Annotated in this window: 14 protein-coding genes; 8 read left to right on the forward strand and 6 right to left on the reverse strand. The window is 64.2% G+C overall.

All coding sequences use genetic code 11. The features are described from left to right. Positions 1-2: 2 nt before the first annotated feature. Positions 3-1823, reverse strand: coding sequence for a hypothetical protein (locus tag E4T66_RS12170; RefSeq protein ID WP_136849313.1), 1821 nt, complete (start codon positions 1821-1823; stop codon positions 3-5). A gap of 155 nt (positions 1824-1978) precedes the next feature. Between E4T66_RS12170 and E4T66_RS12175 the strand changes: the two genes are divergently transcribed. The 4 genes from E4T66_RS12175 (at position 1979) to E4T66_RS12190 (ending at position 7031) form a co-directional block, all read left to right on the forward strand. Continuing rightward, positions 1979-3013, forward strand: coding sequence for an AraC family transcriptional regulator (locus E4T66_RS12175; protein WP_169577595.1), 1035 nt, complete (start codon positions 1979-1981; stop codon positions 3011-3013). A 143-nt stretch (positions 3014-3156) separates the two neighbouring features. Then, positions 3157-4533 carry a Trk system potassium transporter TrkA gene (gene trkA, locus E4T66_RS12180; RefSeq protein ID WP_136849315.1) on the forward strand — a complete coding sequence of 459 codons (1377 nt, stop codon included), beginning with the start codon at positions 3157-3159 and terminating at the stop codon, positions 4531-4533. 5 nt (positions 4534-4538) lie between these two features. Next, positions 4539-6029, forward strand: coding sequence for a TrkH family potassium uptake protein (locus tag E4T66_RS12185; protein WP_136849316.1), 1491 nt, complete (start codon positions 4539-4541; stop codon positions 6027-6029). A 60-nt stretch (positions 6030-6089) separates the two neighbouring features. Next, entirely contained in the window at positions 6090-7031 is a 942-nt protein-coding gene (locus E4T66_RS12190) for a homoserine kinase (RefSeq protein WP_136849317.1), read from the forward strand. An 88-nt stretch (positions 7032-7119) separates the two neighbouring features. Here E4T66_RS12190 and E4T66_RS12195 read toward each other — a convergent pair whose 3' ends face one another. Then, on the reverse strand, positions 7120-7359 hold the full coding sequence (locus tag E4T66_RS12195; protein WP_136849318.1) for a hypothetical protein: 240 nt from the start codon (positions 7357-7359) through the stop codon (positions 7120-7122). A gap of 117 nt (positions 7360-7476) precedes the next feature. Between E4T66_RS12195 and E4T66_RS12200 the strand changes: the two genes are divergently transcribed. Next, on the forward strand, positions 7477-8778 hold the full coding sequence (locus E4T66_RS12200; RefSeq protein ID WP_136849319.1) for an MFS transporter: 1302 nt from the start codon (positions 7477-7479) through the stop codon (positions 8776-8778). A 173-nt stretch (positions 8779-8951) separates the two neighbouring features. Continuing rightward, positions 8952-10652, forward strand: coding sequence for a thrombospondin type 3 repeat-containing protein (locus tag E4T66_RS12205; protein ID WP_169577596.1), 1701 nt, complete (start codon positions 8952-8954; stop codon positions 10650-10652). An 81-nt stretch (positions 10653-10733) separates the two neighbouring features. On the opposite strand, the gene E4T66_RS12210 is transcribed toward E4T66_RS12205, so the two are convergent. From E4T66_RS12210 to E4T66_RS12225, 4 genes are read right to left on the reverse strand one after another with little or no spacing between them, the layout of a single operon-like run. Then, positions 10734-11153, reverse strand: coding sequence for a PaaI family thioesterase (locus tag E4T66_RS12210; RefSeq protein WP_136849321.1), 420 nt, complete (start codon positions 11151-11153; stop codon positions 10734-10736). 4 nt (positions 11154-11157) lie between these two features. Beyond that, positions 11158-11898 (reverse strand): sulfite exporter TauE/SafE family protein, encoded by a 741-nt coding sequence (locus E4T66_RS12215; protein WP_136849322.1) that lies wholly within the window; start codon positions 11896-11898, stop codon positions 11158-11160. Beyond that, positions 11895-12209 (reverse strand): EF-hand domain-containing protein, encoded by a 315-nt coding sequence (locus E4T66_RS12220; protein WP_136849323.1) that lies wholly within the window; start codon positions 12207-12209, stop codon positions 11895-11897. Before E4T66_RS12220 ends, E4T66_RS12215 begins: the two co-directional genes overlap by 4 nt. Positions 12210-12257: 48 nt before the next feature. Continuing rightward, positions 12258-13445: a magnesium transporter gene (locus E4T66_RS12225; RefSeq protein WP_136849324.1), complete on the reverse strand. Its 1188-nt coding sequence runs from the start codon at positions 13443-13445 to the stop codon at positions 12258-12260. 134 nt (positions 13446-13579) lie between these two features. Here E4T66_RS12225 and E4T66_RS12230 point away from each other — a divergent pair, with 134 nt between their 5' ends. Together E4T66_RS12230 and E4T66_RS12235 are read left to right on the forward strand one after the other, a co-directional pair. After that, a complete protein-coding gene (locus E4T66_RS12230) occupies positions 13580-14254 on the forward strand; it encodes a TetR/AcrR family transcriptional regulator (protein ID WP_136849325.1) in 675 nt (224 codons plus the stop codon). Between the two features lie 49 nt (positions 14255-14303). Then, positions 14304-15098, forward strand: a complete 795-nt coding sequence (locus tag E4T66_RS12235) for an outer membrane lipoprotein-sorting protein (protein ID WP_136849326.1) — start codon at positions 14304-14306, stop codon at positions 15096-15098. Positions 15099-15103 lie beyond the last annotated feature (5 nt).

Here is a 15103-nt window from a genome sequence, read left to right on the forward strand (position 1 = left end):
GCTCAGGCTCCGTCACCCAGCAGGCCGCAGACCGCGACCGGCAGGCCCGCACCGAGACAGACCCCCGCGAGCGGCGTTTGCGGATCAAGCAAGCTGCACAGCGCTTCCGGCGCGCCGGCGTCGAGGCACTGCTGTGCGTACGCTGACTGGATGCGCTCGAGGTTATTGGCGATGTCCGTGAGCAGGCAGTCCGGCGACGCCGGATCGACGCAACCACGCAGGTATTCCGGCAGGTACTCGATGGCCGGTGCGTCGAACAGCGGGATGTAGGCCTGCATGCGCAGCAGTGGCGCGGTCAGCGGTCCGAGCGAGACGAACTCCTCGTAGCCGGTGAACGGAATCAGGAAGCCGGTATCGCCGGTCGGATCGACGTAGCTGAACTCCTCTTCCGGAATGATGTAGCCGAAGGAGTTGTGCGTCAGGCCCAGCGTCATCACGGTGGCGTCGGGATTCGCATACGCGGCGACGCGCCGGATGAACTGGCCGAAGGTGTGGGTGGTTTCGCCGGGGATCGTGACGATTTCCAGTCCGCCCTGACCGCCGAGGCTGACGCGCGAAACCCGGGTCGTCGCCGTTGTCGCGACCTGACCGATGTCGGTCGTGGTGGTCCCGAGAATGGCACCAAGCACAGGAATATCGGTCAGCGCGGTCGCAGTGAAGTCGTAGTAGCGGTTGAACGCGCCAATGCCGCCTGCCGCGACAAACAGCGGGTTGGTCACCGGCAGCGTTGCGGTGACCACACGGTGCTCCAGCTGCGGCGCCAACTTGCGCAGCGGCTGCGCGTCGGCGAATGCGGCGAGGTCGTGGCCTCGGCAGCGCACACGCTCGTAGGCATCCGGCTCGTCGAAGTCGCACTGCCCGCCAGAGGGCGAGGCGTCGGCGATGACGCCGTTGTAGTACAGCGCAACCCCGCCATGCTGCTGCTCCAGATAGCGCATTGCGCCATAGATGTAGTCGGCATGCGGAACGCGCGGATCCTCGTCGATTGAGGTCGGGTGCGCGTTGTACTGCAGCAACTGCGCGATCGTGCGCCGGCCGCTGCTCTGCTCGACACGGAGCAGGGTCACATGCGGGTCGGCATCGGCCGCCGGGTCGACATGCGGGCGGCGGTAGTTGTTGAAGTCCAGCGTCTCGCCCTGGCTGACACGCAGGCTCGCGCGGCTGCGCGAGGTGATCGCCTCGCTGACCGCATCGGCCGCGGACGCCAGCAGCGTATTGTCGATCCAGTCCTGCGGCACGCCGCCCCACAAGCCCTGCAAGTCGGCACCGGCGTGCGAGTGGGTCTGTCCGAACAAGACGCCGTCAGCCGGTACGCAGAAATCGAGCGCGCAGCTGGCGTCGACGATGGCTTGGGTCAGACGCTGCTGGATGACATTGCCGGCGCCGATCGCATCGACCGTAACGAACGCCACGCGGGTGTCACCGAGCGCCAGCAGCAGCAATCGCAAAGAGGTGTTTTCATCGTCTCGGGTGCGACCGGCATGGTGCACGCGTTCCTGCGCCGGCACCGTCAGGTTCTCGCCCAGCGGCGCAAACGGATCCGGCAGGTTCTGCAGTGGATTGATGCCGTAGCCGCCAAGATTGAACTTCTGCGTCTTGTTGCCGAGAAACAGACGTTCCTCGTCGATGCCGTCAATCTGCGCCTGCGTCGGCGTGATCACGCGCTCGGCCGCACCGGCGCAGAAATCATCCTCCACACAGGCTGCACCGGCAGCGCTCACTACCGCACCATCGCCGTCGACCGGGCGGCTGCTGCCGCACGCCGCCAACAGCACCAGCGACGCCACAACAGCGCCGCGGGCCACACCGCCCCCGATCTGCATCCACTCCTCCGTTCTCGCACTCCGGCGCGCTCTGTGTCGCGTCGGCTCTCTCTCTTCGCGGTACCTCATGCGGGCCCGTCGATCGGCTCATCATGGGTATCCGCCAAAGCGGGGTCTTGACGAATGCCGCCGTTTTATTAGGAAATCACGCCAACGTGTCGTCAAACCGCAACATTCCCCACACTGGCGTCATCGCTGCGCTCTATGCGCGCGGCCTGCTCGACTATCTGCGCGCCCGCGGAGTCGACCCGACGCAGCTGTATGCGCCCGATCGTGTCGCGCACTTCCAGCGCGTCGGCGGGCATGTCGAGATTCCGCTCGCTGAATGGATCGCGATGTTCGACACCGCGGTCGACGCCCTCGGCGAACCCGACCTGCCGCTGAAGGCCGGCGGCAGCCTGCATTTGCGTCATCTGGGCGTGCTCGGCCACGTGCTGATGAACTGCGCCACGCTTGAAGAGGTGTACCTGCAGCTGGCGCGCTACATCCGTCTGCTGGGTCAGATCGGCCAGCCGGCGCTGAGCCTGCATGGCGACGAGGCGCATCTGCTGTGGAGCTGGCCCTACGATTCGCCGCCGGCGGATGCGGTCGCGCAGTTCATGCTCGGCGCGCGGGCGATGTTCATGCGCTGGCTCACCAACCGCCCGGACCTGCGCTACGACGCCTATTTTCATTTTCCGCGTCCGCGGGACACGCGCGCATACGAACAAATCTTTGGCGGCGCACTGCATTTTTCGCAGCCGCACAGCAAGATGGTGTTCTCCCGCGACTACCTGACGCTGCCGGTGGTCTCGGCTGACGAGGAGCTGCGGCAGCAGGTCGAGGCGCAGGCGCAATCGCTGCTGCAGCAGCTGTCCGGTGAACCGCCGCTGCTGCGCGAACTGCGCAGCTTTCTGGCCCGCAACCTCGCCAATGGCCGGGTCTCGCTAGAGCTGTCGGCACAAGCGCTGGGGACATCCGCCAGAACCTTGCAGCGGCGTCTGTCCGAAAGCAATCTGTCGTTCCAGACCGCGCTGGATCAGGTCCGCCAGGCCCGTGCCGAAGCCCTGTTACGCGACCCGACGGTGTCGCTGACGCAGATCGCGTTCCTGCTGGGCTATACCGAGCAAAGCACGTTTCACAATGCATTCCGCCGCTGGACGCACTGCTCCCCGGGTGCGTTCCGCCGGCGTCAGCGATCCGCAACTTAGATGTGGGACCATCTTGCAGCGCTTCGTTCAGAAACCGACGCTCGACCGCCCGATGTTGCCGTCCGCACCGGAAAACCCCGCTGCAGCCTGCGACTTACGGTTATCTTGCACCGCAACATCAGCAGGCGTAAGGTGCGCGCCGCATGAAGATCATCATTCTTGGGGCCGGCCAGGTGGGCTCGACGCTGGCGGAAAACCTCGCCAGCGAACAGAACGATGTGACCGTGGTCGACACCAAAGCGACCGCGCTCAACGAGCTCCAGGAACGCCTGGATATCCGTACGGTGCTGGGTCATGCCTCGCACCCCAGTGTGCTGCGTCAGGCTGGCGCCGACGATGCGGACATGATCATCGCAGTGACCGACAGCGATGAAACCAACATGCTGGCGTGCAAGATCGCCAACACCCTGTTCAATACGCCGACCAAGATCGCGCGTGTGCGCGCCACTGATTACCTGAAGGAAGAGAAGCTGTTCGGTCCGGACGCGCTGCCGGTCGATCTGCACATTTCTCCCGAGCAGCTGGTCACCGAGCTGATCCAGCGTCTGATCGAATACCCCGGTGCACTGCAGGTCGTCGACTTTGCCGACAGCAAGGTGCGACTGGTCGGCGTCAAGGCCTACTACGGCGGCCCCCTGGTATCGCGCCAGTTGCGCGAACTGCCGCAGCATCTGCAGGACATCGATGCGCGCGTCGCCGCGATCTATCGCCGCGGCCGTCCGATCATCCCCGAAGGCGATACCGTGATCGAGGCCGAGGACGAGGTGTTCTTCGTCGCCGCGCGCGAACACGCACCCAAGATCATCGCCGAGCTGCGGCGCCTGGACAAACCGGTCAAGCGCGTGATGCTCGCCGGCGGCGGCAACATCGGCCTGCGTCTGGCCCGCGCGCTGGAGTCGAGCAAGATCCAGGTCAAGATCATCGAGAAATTCCGTGATCGCGCGAAGTTCCTTTCGGAGCAGCTCGAACACACGATCGTGCTCGCAGGCGACGCGGCCAACGAGGCGTTGCTGCGCGAAGAGAACATCGAAGACGTCGACGTGTTCTGCGCGATCACCAACGACGACGAAGCCAACATCCTGTCCGCGATGCTGGCCAAGCGCCTCGGCGCGCGCAAGGCGCTGTGCCTGATCAACCGCGTGTCCTACGTGGACCTGGTCGAAGGCGGCAGCATCGACATCGCCATCTCGCCGCAGCAATCGACGGTCTCGGCGCTGCTGTCGCGCGTGCGCCGCGGCGACGTGGTCAAGGTCCATGCGCTGCGCCGCGGTGCCGCCGAGGCGATCGAAGCGGTCGCGCACGGCGATCGCCACAACTCGCGGGTCGTCGGTCGACGACTCGAGGAGATCAAATTGCCGCCCGGCACGACGATCGGCGCGATCGTGCGCGGCGAACAGGTCATCATTGCGCACCATGACACCCTGATCGAGGCTGAAGACCACGTGATCCTGTTCATCGTCGACAAGAAGCGCGTGAAGGACGTCGAGAAGCTGTTTCAGGTCGGCCTGAACTTCTTCTAGCAACCATGGCACGCGTCGCCGCCATTCCAAGAGCGTCGTCCGCGCACCGCTACGCAGCGGTGCAGAAAGTCAGCGGCATGCTGCTGATGCTGTTCTCCATCACGATGCTGCCGCCGCTGCTGATCAGCAGCATCCTGGAAGAGGGCGTGTCCGACGCCTTTCTCGATGCCAGCTGGATCACGCTGACCGCAGGAGCACTGGTGTGGTGGCCGGTGCGCCGTCTCAACGTCGAGCTGAAAACACGCGACGGCTTTCTGGTGGTGGTGCTGTTCTGGCTGGTGCTGTCGATCTTCGGTGCGATCCCGCTGTACGTTACCCATACCGGCTGGGTCAGCTTCGTCGATGCGATGTTCGAATCGGCTTCCGGCCTGACGACCACCGGTGCCACCGTCGCCAGCGGGCTCGACAGCATGCCCAAGGCAATCCTGTTCTATCGCGTGCAGCTGCACTGGCTCGGCGGCATGGGTGTGATCGTGTTGGCGGTCGCGCTGCTGCCGATGCTCGGCATCGGCGGCATGCAGCTGTACCGTGCCGAAACGCCGGGGCCAATGAAGGATTCAAAACTGACCCCGCGCATCGCCAGTACCGCGCGTGCACTGTGGATCATCTACCTGACCTTGACGGTAGTCTGCGGGCTGACCTACTGGCTGCTCGGCATGACGTTTTTCGACGCGGTCTGTCATGCGATGTCGACCATCTCTACCGGTGGCTTCTCCACTCATGACGCCAGCATCGGCCATTACCAGAGCCTGCCGATCGAAATTGCAGTCATGGTCTTCATGCTCGCCGGAGCGATGAACTTTGCGCTCCATTTCATGGCGTTTCGCAGTCGCTCGATCCTGACGTATTTCCGTGATACCGAGTTTCGTGCGTTTCTGATCATCGTCGCCGTGTTCGGTCTGCTGGTCAGCATTCCGCTGTGGTGGTCCGGCACCTATGACTCGCTGGGAACAGCCATCCGCATTGGCCTGTTCCAGGTGATTTCCTTCGGCACCACCGCCGGTTTCGCCACCGCCGACCCGACGCCATGGCCGGGCTTTGTGCCCCTGCTGGTGCTGTTGTCCGGCTTCCTGGTCGGTTGTGCGGGATCCACCTCCGGCGGCATCAAGGTCACGCGCGTGGTCATGGTCGTCAAACAGATCAGTCGCGAAATGCAGCGCCTGCTGCACCCGAGCGCAACGATTCCACTGAAGCTTGGCGGCAAATCGGTTCCGGATGAAATCGTCTACGCCGTCGCTGCGTTTTTCTCGGTCTATGTTGGACTGACGATCCTGTTGACTCTGGTGATGATCGGCACCGGTCTGGATCCGGTGACTGCGCTGTCCGCGGTCGCCGCATGCATCAACAACGAAGGCCCGGGCCTGGGTCCGCTCAACGCGACCATGGCCAGCGTCAGCGATTTCGGAAAATGGGTACTGATCCTGACGATGCTGATCGGACGCCTGGAAATCTTCACCGTGCTGATCATCTTCACCCCGGGATTCTGGCGGCGCTGAAACCGCGAGCCGCTGCGGTATGAGACGATAAGCGCCCCTTTTCGACGCCTCATCCGCACCATGTCCGTCTTCACCAAAGTCAGCCATGCCGAACTTGGCACCTTTCTGAAGCAGTACCCGCTCGGCAAGCTGATCGGCTTTCAGGGCATTGGCGAAGGCGTCGAGAACACCAATTACTTCGTCGATACCGAAGACGGCCGCTGGGTTCTGACCTTGTTCGAACGGCTGAACTACGATGACCTGCCGTACTTTCTCGGACTGATGGAACACCTGGCCGCGCACGGACTGGCCAGTGCGATGCCGCTGCACACGCGCGGCGGGCAGACGCTGACCACACTGAACGGCAAGCCGGCAGCGCTGGTGCGACGGCTGACCGGGCAGAGCGTGCTGTTCCCGAGCCTGGAACAATGCGAACAAGTCGGTCGCGCACTCGGTGATCTGCATGTGATTGGACGATCGTATCCCGGCTTCTGCGCCAATTCGCGCGGCGCTGCGTGGCGCCAGCAGACCGGCCAACTGCTCGCCAGCAAGACGTCTGATGCGGCGATCCGCGACCTGATCATCGACGAGCTCGAAACCCAGGCACGCTTTGATCTGGCGGCACTGCCACAGGGCGTGATTCACGCCGACCTGTTCCGCGACAACGTGCTGTTTGTCGAGGACCGGCTGACCGGCGTGATCGACTTCTACTACGCCTGCAACGACGCACTGCTGTACGACCTCGCCATCACGGCGAACGACTGGTGCTTTGATGCCGACGGTCAGCTCAATCCGGCGCGCTGGCGCGCACTGGTGTCGGCCTATTGCGCCCGGCGCGAGCTGGACGATGCCGAGCGTGCCGCCTGGCCACTGGTGCTGCGCGCGGCCGCGCTGCGCTTCTGGCTGTCACGCCTGTACGACTGGACCTTCCCGCGTGAAGGCGACGTCGTTCACATCAAGGATCCGGACGCCTATCGCCGCATCCTGATGCATCACCGCGAACACGCACCCCCGCCGTTCTGATTCCCGCGTCACTCCGAGCGGGAGCACGCTCTCACCGCAAGGTCATAGCTCGTGGCTTGCGACGGATACGCCGCGCCCCGACCCTGGTCTATTTCGTCTGTTCGTCGATCTCGGCGTCGAGCTGCTGCTTGCGTTCATCGTTGGCGTCGAGCGCCGCGTCGACCTTGTCCGCAATCGCATCGCCAGCGTAGCCGACCGCTTCGGTATTGCGGATGCCCTGCGTCTCCTCGCGTCCCTGCTCCGCTTTCGGTACCGGCCGATTGCCGCGATCCGCACCATCGCAACCACCGATGAGCAATGCCACACACAGTCCGATCACGTATTTCATCTCGACTCTCCATTGCATGAGCGCAGTGTATGCGTCCGCGACGCTGATCGCCGCATTGTGTTTGCTGCCGCTACAATCCCGGCCGGGGACGCACACATTCTGTTTCGGGGGATCACCATGCTGGGCTTGAGCCGCTACCAGTGGACCGTATTGTTTGCCGCTTGGCTCGGCTGGGGCTTCGATGTATTCGACGGACTGCTATTCAACTACGTCGCGCCCAACTGCGTGCCGACCCTGCTGAACCTCCCGATCGGTTCACCGGAAGCCAAGCAGGCCACACTGTTCTGGACTGGGCTGCTGACCTCGGTGTTGCTTCTCGGCTGGGCTGTCGGCGGCATTCTGTTCGGTCTGGTCTGCGACCGCATCGGACGCAGACGCACGCTGTTGCTGACGATGACGATGTACGCCGTCGGCACCGCCGCCTGCGCGTTCGCGCCGAACATCTGGGTGCTGCTGGTATTCCGCATCATCGCGTCACTGGGCATCGGCGGCGAGTGGGCTGCGGGCGCGTCGATGGTGGCCGAGGTTGTCCCCGAGAACAAGCGAGTGACTGCTGGCGCGCTGCTGTATACCTCGGCTCCGATGGGCCTGTTCCTGGCCACCTTCGTCAACCTGCAGGTGGCCGGCCACTGGCTGGCCGACCAGCCGGAAGTGTCGTGGCGCTACGTGTTCCTATTCGGTCTGATTCCGGTCGCCGCAGCGTCGGTGGTGCGCGTGTTCCTGAAGGAGCCGGAGCGCTGGAAGCAGGTTGCGGCGGCGGCCGCGCCGCCGCGGCTGGTCGAGTTGTTCGGCCCCGAATATCGCCGAATCACCATCAGCGGCGTGATGATGGCCGTGGTCGCCTTGCTGACCTGGTGGAGCTGCAACGCCTTCATTCCAGTCGTGGTGTCACATCTGGCCCAGACCGAAGCCGCCAGTCGCGGACTGGATCGCAGCGCGACGCTGGCGCTGGTCGAGAACTGGAAGTACACCGCCACGGCCTGCTTCAATCTCGGCGGTCTGGTCGGCACCTTGCTGACGATTCCGATCGCAACCCACATGGGGCGACGCCCGATGTTCGGGATCTACTTCGCCGCATCGGCATTGTCGATCTTCGTCACCTTCAGCGACGCGCTGCCGGCAGTGGCACGGCTGTACATGTACGCCGCGATCGGCATCTCGGTGTTCGGCGTATTCGGCAGCTTCACCTACTACCTGCCCGAACTGTTCCCGACGCGTCTGCGCGCGACCGGATCGGGCTTCTGCTACAACGTCGGCCGCGTGATCGCGGCCGGCGGACCGTTTCTGGTCGGCGTGATCGCCTCGCAGGGCGCGAGCAGTGCGGTGCAGATCCTGTTCTGGGTCGGCGTCATTCCTGCCGTTGGCGTGTTGCTGACACCCTGGGTGATTGAGACGCGCGGACGCCTGCTGGCCGACTGATTCGCACAGCGAATTCCGGGGTGATCCCCGAACGTGTAGGACTTCGCAGATAGCGAACCATTGCCATATAGCGGCGGCATGACCTTCCCTGTAGGCTAGCCGCCGCCCCGCGCCTGCTCGCGGGAAAAGCGCACTCCTCCCCACCTCGTTCCACGCTGAATAGGATGGTTCACATGCCTTCCCGCAAAGTGATTGGCCACACCGCCAAGTCCTTCGCTTTTGCCTCCGCCGCCGTACTGGGCGCACTGTTCACTCATCCCGCTTCCGCCTACGAGGCCGGCTGGTATTACGGCTTCGACGCGTACTACACGATGACGTCGGACTCCGACGGCAACACCTTCGTGCCCGGCACGGCCGGCACGCCGGCCACCGACCCTTCCCGCAACTGCCTGCTCGGCGATCTGCTCGGCCTCGGCAGTCTGATCGGGTCACTCGGCGGCACCGGACCCGACGGCTGCCTGCTGGGTCTGCTGGGCCCGGACATTCCGGGCAGCGAGGCCATCGACCCAACCGCCGACCAGAACTTCCGCACGCTGGTCAGGTTCAAGGACGGCTTTACCGGCGAGATGACGGTCGGCTATCTGTTCGAAGGCGGTCTGCGTCCTGAATTTAGTCTGGCCTACACCGAGAGTGACTGGGATACGGTCACGCTGGAGCTGGCCGGTGCCTCGCAGACCAACAGCAGCAGCAACAGCCTGCGCGCCCTGCGCTTCATGGGCAACCTCTGGTACGACCTCGACTTCGGCGGCCCGGTGATTCCATACGTCGGTGCCGGACTGGGGTATCAGAACACGCAGGTTTCCGGTGATCTCGACGAGAACGACGGCGGCCTGACCTACCAGCTCGGCGCCGGTGTCGGCGTCAACATCAATGAGCACATGATGTTGTCGCTGGACTACCGCTTCGTCACCGCAGACGATCCGACGTTCGAGACCTCGGACGGCGGCAACGTCAGCACCGAATACCAGTCGCACAACGTCGGTCTCGGTCTGCGCTACTTCTTTGGCGGCGCCGGCCTCGACAGCGATGGCGATGGAGTGCGGGATCGCAACGACAAGTGTCCGAACACCCCGCAGGGTGCGGCGGTCGACAGCCGCGGCTGCCCGCTGGATACCGACAGTGACGGCGTCCCCGACTACAAGGATGAGTGCCCGAATACGCCCAAGGGTGTCGCAGTCGGCGCCAATGGCTGCCCGCTGGATTCCGACGGCGACGGCGTGCCCGACAGCCTCGACCAGTGCGCCGGCACTCCGGCCGGGACCCAGGTCGGTCCGGATGGCTGCCCGCTGACCGATACCGACGGCGATGGTGTACCCGACTACAAGGACAAGTGCCCGAACACGCCGCAGGGTGTGGCGGTCGGCGCCGATGGTTGCCCGCTGGATTCCGACGGTGACGGCGTGCCGGACCACATGGACGAATGCCCGAAGTCACCGCCGGGCGCCAAGGTGCTGCCCAACGGATGCGCCCTGACCGGCGACTGCCGTCGTCCGCGCCCCGGCGAACAGGTCGACGAAAACGGCTGCGCGGTCGATCAGAGCTTCATCCTGCGCGGCGTCAATTTCGAATTCGACTCCGACCGTCTGACCCCGGAAGCGCGCGTGATCCTGAATCAGGTCGGCGCCACGCTGAACGCCTACAAGGGGGTGAAGGTCGACGTTGAAGGCCACACCGACAACATCGGCTCGGACGCGTATAACCTCGGCTTGTCCGAGCGCCGCGCCAACGCGGTCAAGACCTACCTGGCAGGTCAAGGCGTCGATGGCGATCGCATGCAGCCCGTCGGCTACGGTGAATCACGGCCCATCGTCTCCAACGACGACGAAGCCGGCCGTGCGGAAAACCGTCGCGTGGTGCTGAAGGTTATCGAGTAAGGCACCTGCGGATCCATCACACCGCATCGGCGCAGGCCGGTGCGGTTTTTTTTTGGAGCCGCCTAACGTGGCAATGCGGCGTCAGGCCGGTGGGAGGGCGTAGCTGCCGGTGACGTGTGCAACCACGGTCGGGTCGTCGTCGATCTTCAGCGCGACCTCCATCACCACCAGCCGCCGGCCCAGTTTCAGCAGACGCGCCTCGCCAATCACATCGCCCGGGCGCGCCTTGTTCAGAAAATTCATGTTGAAGTTGGCCGTCACCGCCATCAGCTGCGGCCCGATATGCGCAAGCACCAAGGCGTACATCGCCGAGTCCGCCACCATGAACAACGTCGGCCCGGAAATCACGTCACCCGGCCGCAGCATGCTGTCGTCGAACGGCACCCGCACCCGCGCGTACCCCTCACTAACCACCTCGACGCGCAGCCCGCTGCGATCAGCCACACGTAAACCGCCACGAATTGCGGATTCGACCTGGGCCGCATCCAGTTTTAGGCTCATCCTTTCATTGCTCCCATAGGCCGATGAAACCGTCGTACGCCAGCTTCAGTGACAGAACGACCAGGATCACCCTGAACAGACGCGCGAACTGCTGTTCGCTGACCCGGCCGTTGAGGCGCTTGCCCAGTGCCGTGCCGCCGATCACCGCCGCGCACAACAGCAGCAACAGCAGCGGCCGCGCGAAAGCATTGAACCCCACCCAACCATAGGCGATCACACGCAGACCGTGGCCGAGCATCTGGGTCAGTGCCAAGGTGCCGATGGTGGTTTCCTTGCGCCACTCGGGGCGAAAGAACAGCCGGCCGACAATCAGTCCGGTGGCACCGACAAACATGCCGACCGAACCATTGAGTAAGCCAGCCATGACAAACGCTGGGCGCGCGCCCAGCGGTTTGCGCACGGCATGCGTCGGCACCAGCGAGGCCAGAATCAGCCCAGCCAGGATCAGGCGCACCCAGGCAACGTCGATGTTGGCAACGAACGGCGCAACCATGAAGGTCGCGGGCAAAGCCGCCAGCAGAAACCAGCCGGCCGCATGCCACTCGACATGTCTGACATAGGCCAGGGTGCGTGAGCTGTTGGAAACGAACTGCACCGCGGCAAACAGCGGCACCGCCTCTGCCGGCGCCATCCCCACGGCGTAGAACACGCCGATCAGGATGGTCCCGCCGCCCAGACCGGCGACGCCGGACAGCGTCGCAGAAGCAAAGCCGACGCCGACAATTGCGACGTCGATCAGCGTCATTGAGTGCGTTGAGCTTTCTGCGGCGGCGCCTTGACGATGCGCTGCCACTCCAGATAGCTCGACAGCTCGGCGCTCGAGATCAGGTTGTTGTGATCGGTATCAACGGTTTCGAAGCGCGGCAGCAATTCCGGCAGACCGGCCTCAACCTCATCACGGCTCAGCCGCTCGTCGCCATTGGCATCGGCTGTTTCGAACTTCGCCTTGTAAGGACCCAGAGCGTCCATCGATCCAGGCGGGGCACCGCGCCGCGGTCCAGGGTTGCCGCAGGCCGCAACCAGCAGCGTCAACGTGATCAGAATGAGTGCGCGCATAAGTGCCGCATAGTGTGCCCAATCTACGGCGACACTGCTGCCGCTTGCCTAGTGAACCAGCCACACCGCCAGCAGCAACATCAGGCCCATGCCGAAAATGTCGGTGAACGTCGTCAGGAAAATGCTGCTGGCGGTTGCAGGATCGGCACCGATGCGGCGCAGGGTCACCGGCACCAGCACACCGAAGATACCGCTGGCGACACAGGAACCGACCATCGCCAGCCAAATCACCACGGCCAGCTGCGGCGCGTCGGGGAAGCCCGACATCATTGCGTACGCCCACATGGCGGCGGCGGCCACCAGTCCGACCAGCGCTCCGTTGCAGGCGCCGAGCAAGGCTTCCTTGCGCACCAGCGCAGGAATCGAGAGCGCTTCCAGATCACCCAGGGTCAAACCGCGCAGCGTAATCGCCATCGCCTGGGAGCCGGTGTTGCCACTCTGGCCCGCCAGCACCGGCAGAAACGCCGCCAGCGCCACCACGCGTGAGATCGTGTCAGCGAACGCTCCGACGACGAACGCGGCCATGAATGCGGTCAGCAGATTCACCTGCAGCCACGGATGCCGCCGCCGCAGCGCCTCCCAAAACCCCGTGTAGACGCGCTCGGCCCCGTCGATACCGACCATGCGCCCGCTCTGCGCAGTAATCTCGACCGCCTGCTGCTCGAACAATTGCCATCCGCGAATCACGCCTTGCAGCCGCCCCGCAGCATCCACCACCGGATACACCGGATAGTGTCGGTGCAGCGCGGCATCGATCGCGTCGCCGATTTCGGTTGCGGCAGTCAACGAAAACGGCTCTGCCAGCATCACTTCGGACAGCGGCTGCTCGGGCCGCGACAACAGCAGGTCGCGGATGACCACCACCCCGCTGAGGCGCTCATCAGCGTCAACCGCATACAGATAGGTGATGCGCCGCGCCTGATCGGATGCGCGCAGAAACGCGATCGCGTCCTGCACACTGACACTGTCCGGCAGCACGCCCAGCGCCGGCTCCATCAGCTCGCCAACGGTATTGGGAATCGCCACTCTCAAGCCGGCGGCTGACGCCGGCGTCACGCGATCGCGCAACGACTCCGGCAAATGCGAGGCGATGTCACGCGCGCGCATCGGCGGCAGCGCCTGCAGCACCGCGGCGACCCGCTCGACCGATTCGCGACTGAGCACCGCTGCGGCGTCCAGCGGTCCGCGCGCTTCGACGGCACGCACCAGTTCAATAATCCGTTGCTGCGCATCCATGAATCCAGGCTCCCGACGGATGCCGCATTATGTACACAGCTGCGTCGCGACAACGCAATCCGTTCCCCCTGCAGATAGGGTTTGACAGCGGAGGGCACAACGACATACTAGGCGGTATGTAATCGGAGCGCCCAATGAAGGCCAGCGCCGCAAATCACTCAATGTCACCGCAACAGGCCAGGGCGCCCACCAAGGCCGGCGTGCGGCGTCAGCCCGATCTGACGCGGCAGCAGCTGCTGCAGTGCGCATTCGACGAGATTCATCGTTCGGGCTTTCGCGCCGCCAGCCTCGACGCCATTCTCGAATCCAGCGGCGTCACCAAGGGCGCGCTGTATCACCACTTCGGCAGCAAGACCGCGCTCGGCTATGCGGTGGTCGACGAGGTCGTGCGGCCGTGGGTTGAAGCCCTGTGGAAACCGATTCTGGAAGCCGGGAATGTCATTGATGCGGCGCTCGCGCTGTGTCGGGAACTCGCCCGTGCACGCTCCGAACAGGCGCTGCAGTACGGCTGCCCGTTCAACAACCTGATCAATGAAATGTCGCCGCTCGACCGCGGTTTTCGCGAGCGTCTGCAGCACATCCTGCACGACTGGCACGAAGGCGTCATCGTCGGCATACGCCGGGGACAGGCCAACGGCTCAGTCCGCAAGGACGTTGATGCTGAACAGGTTTCGGCGCTCATCATCAGCACTGCCGAAGGCTCTGTCGGCCTGGCCAAGGCCAAACAGTCACCCGCATTTTTTGACGCCGCGATGCGCGGGCTTGAGGCCTATCTGGAATCGCTGCGCCCACTACGCGCCGCCCCATAACCACGGCCACACTGGCCGCACTGTCCGTATTGATTCGAGGAGAAGATACATGCGTATTTCTGCACTGCTGCCCTCGCTGGCGCTCGCCGCAAGCTTCAGCGTCGCGCTGCCGGCCCACGCCGAGACGCCAGCCGAGAAAGGCCTGGCGATCGCGACCGAAGCCGACCACCGCGACCTGGGCTATGGCGACAGTTCAGCGACGATGGAGATGATCCTGCGCAATCGGGCCGGCGACGAAGCGGCGCGCGAGATTCGCGTGAAGTCGCTGGAAGTGGAAGGCGACGGCGACAAGTCGCTGATCATCTTCGATCAGCCGAAGGACGTCGAAGGCACCGCGCTGCTGACGTTCTCGCACAAGACCGGCGACGACGACCGCTGGCTGTATCTGCCGGCGCTGAAGCGGGTCAAGCGCATCGCCGGCAAGAACAAGTCGGGCCCATTCATGGGCAGCGAGTTCGCCTACGAGGACATGGGTTCGCAGGAGATCGAGAAGTACAGCTACACCTGGCTGCGCGACGAGGCCGTCGACGGCGTGAACTGCTTCGTGATCGAACGCGTTCCGGCTGATCCGGACTCTGGCTACACACGGCAGGTGGCGTGGATCGACCAGGCCGAGTACCGCGTGCAGAAAGTCGAGTTCTACGATCGCAAGCAAAGTCTGCTGAAGACGCTGACGGCGAAGGACTACCAGCAGTATCAGAACAAGCATTGGCGCCCGGGCCGCATGGATATGGTCAATCACCAGACCGGCAAGTCGACCACTCTGCTGTTCAAGAACTATGTTTTCGGCAGCGGCCTGAGCGAACGCGACTTCGACCAGGCGAGCCTGAATAACGCACGCTGAACCAG

Source organism: Sinimarinibacterium arenosum (assembly GCF_005047655.1).
GTDB lineage: Bacteria > Pseudomonadota > Gammaproteobacteria > Nevskiales > Nevskiaceae > Solimonas.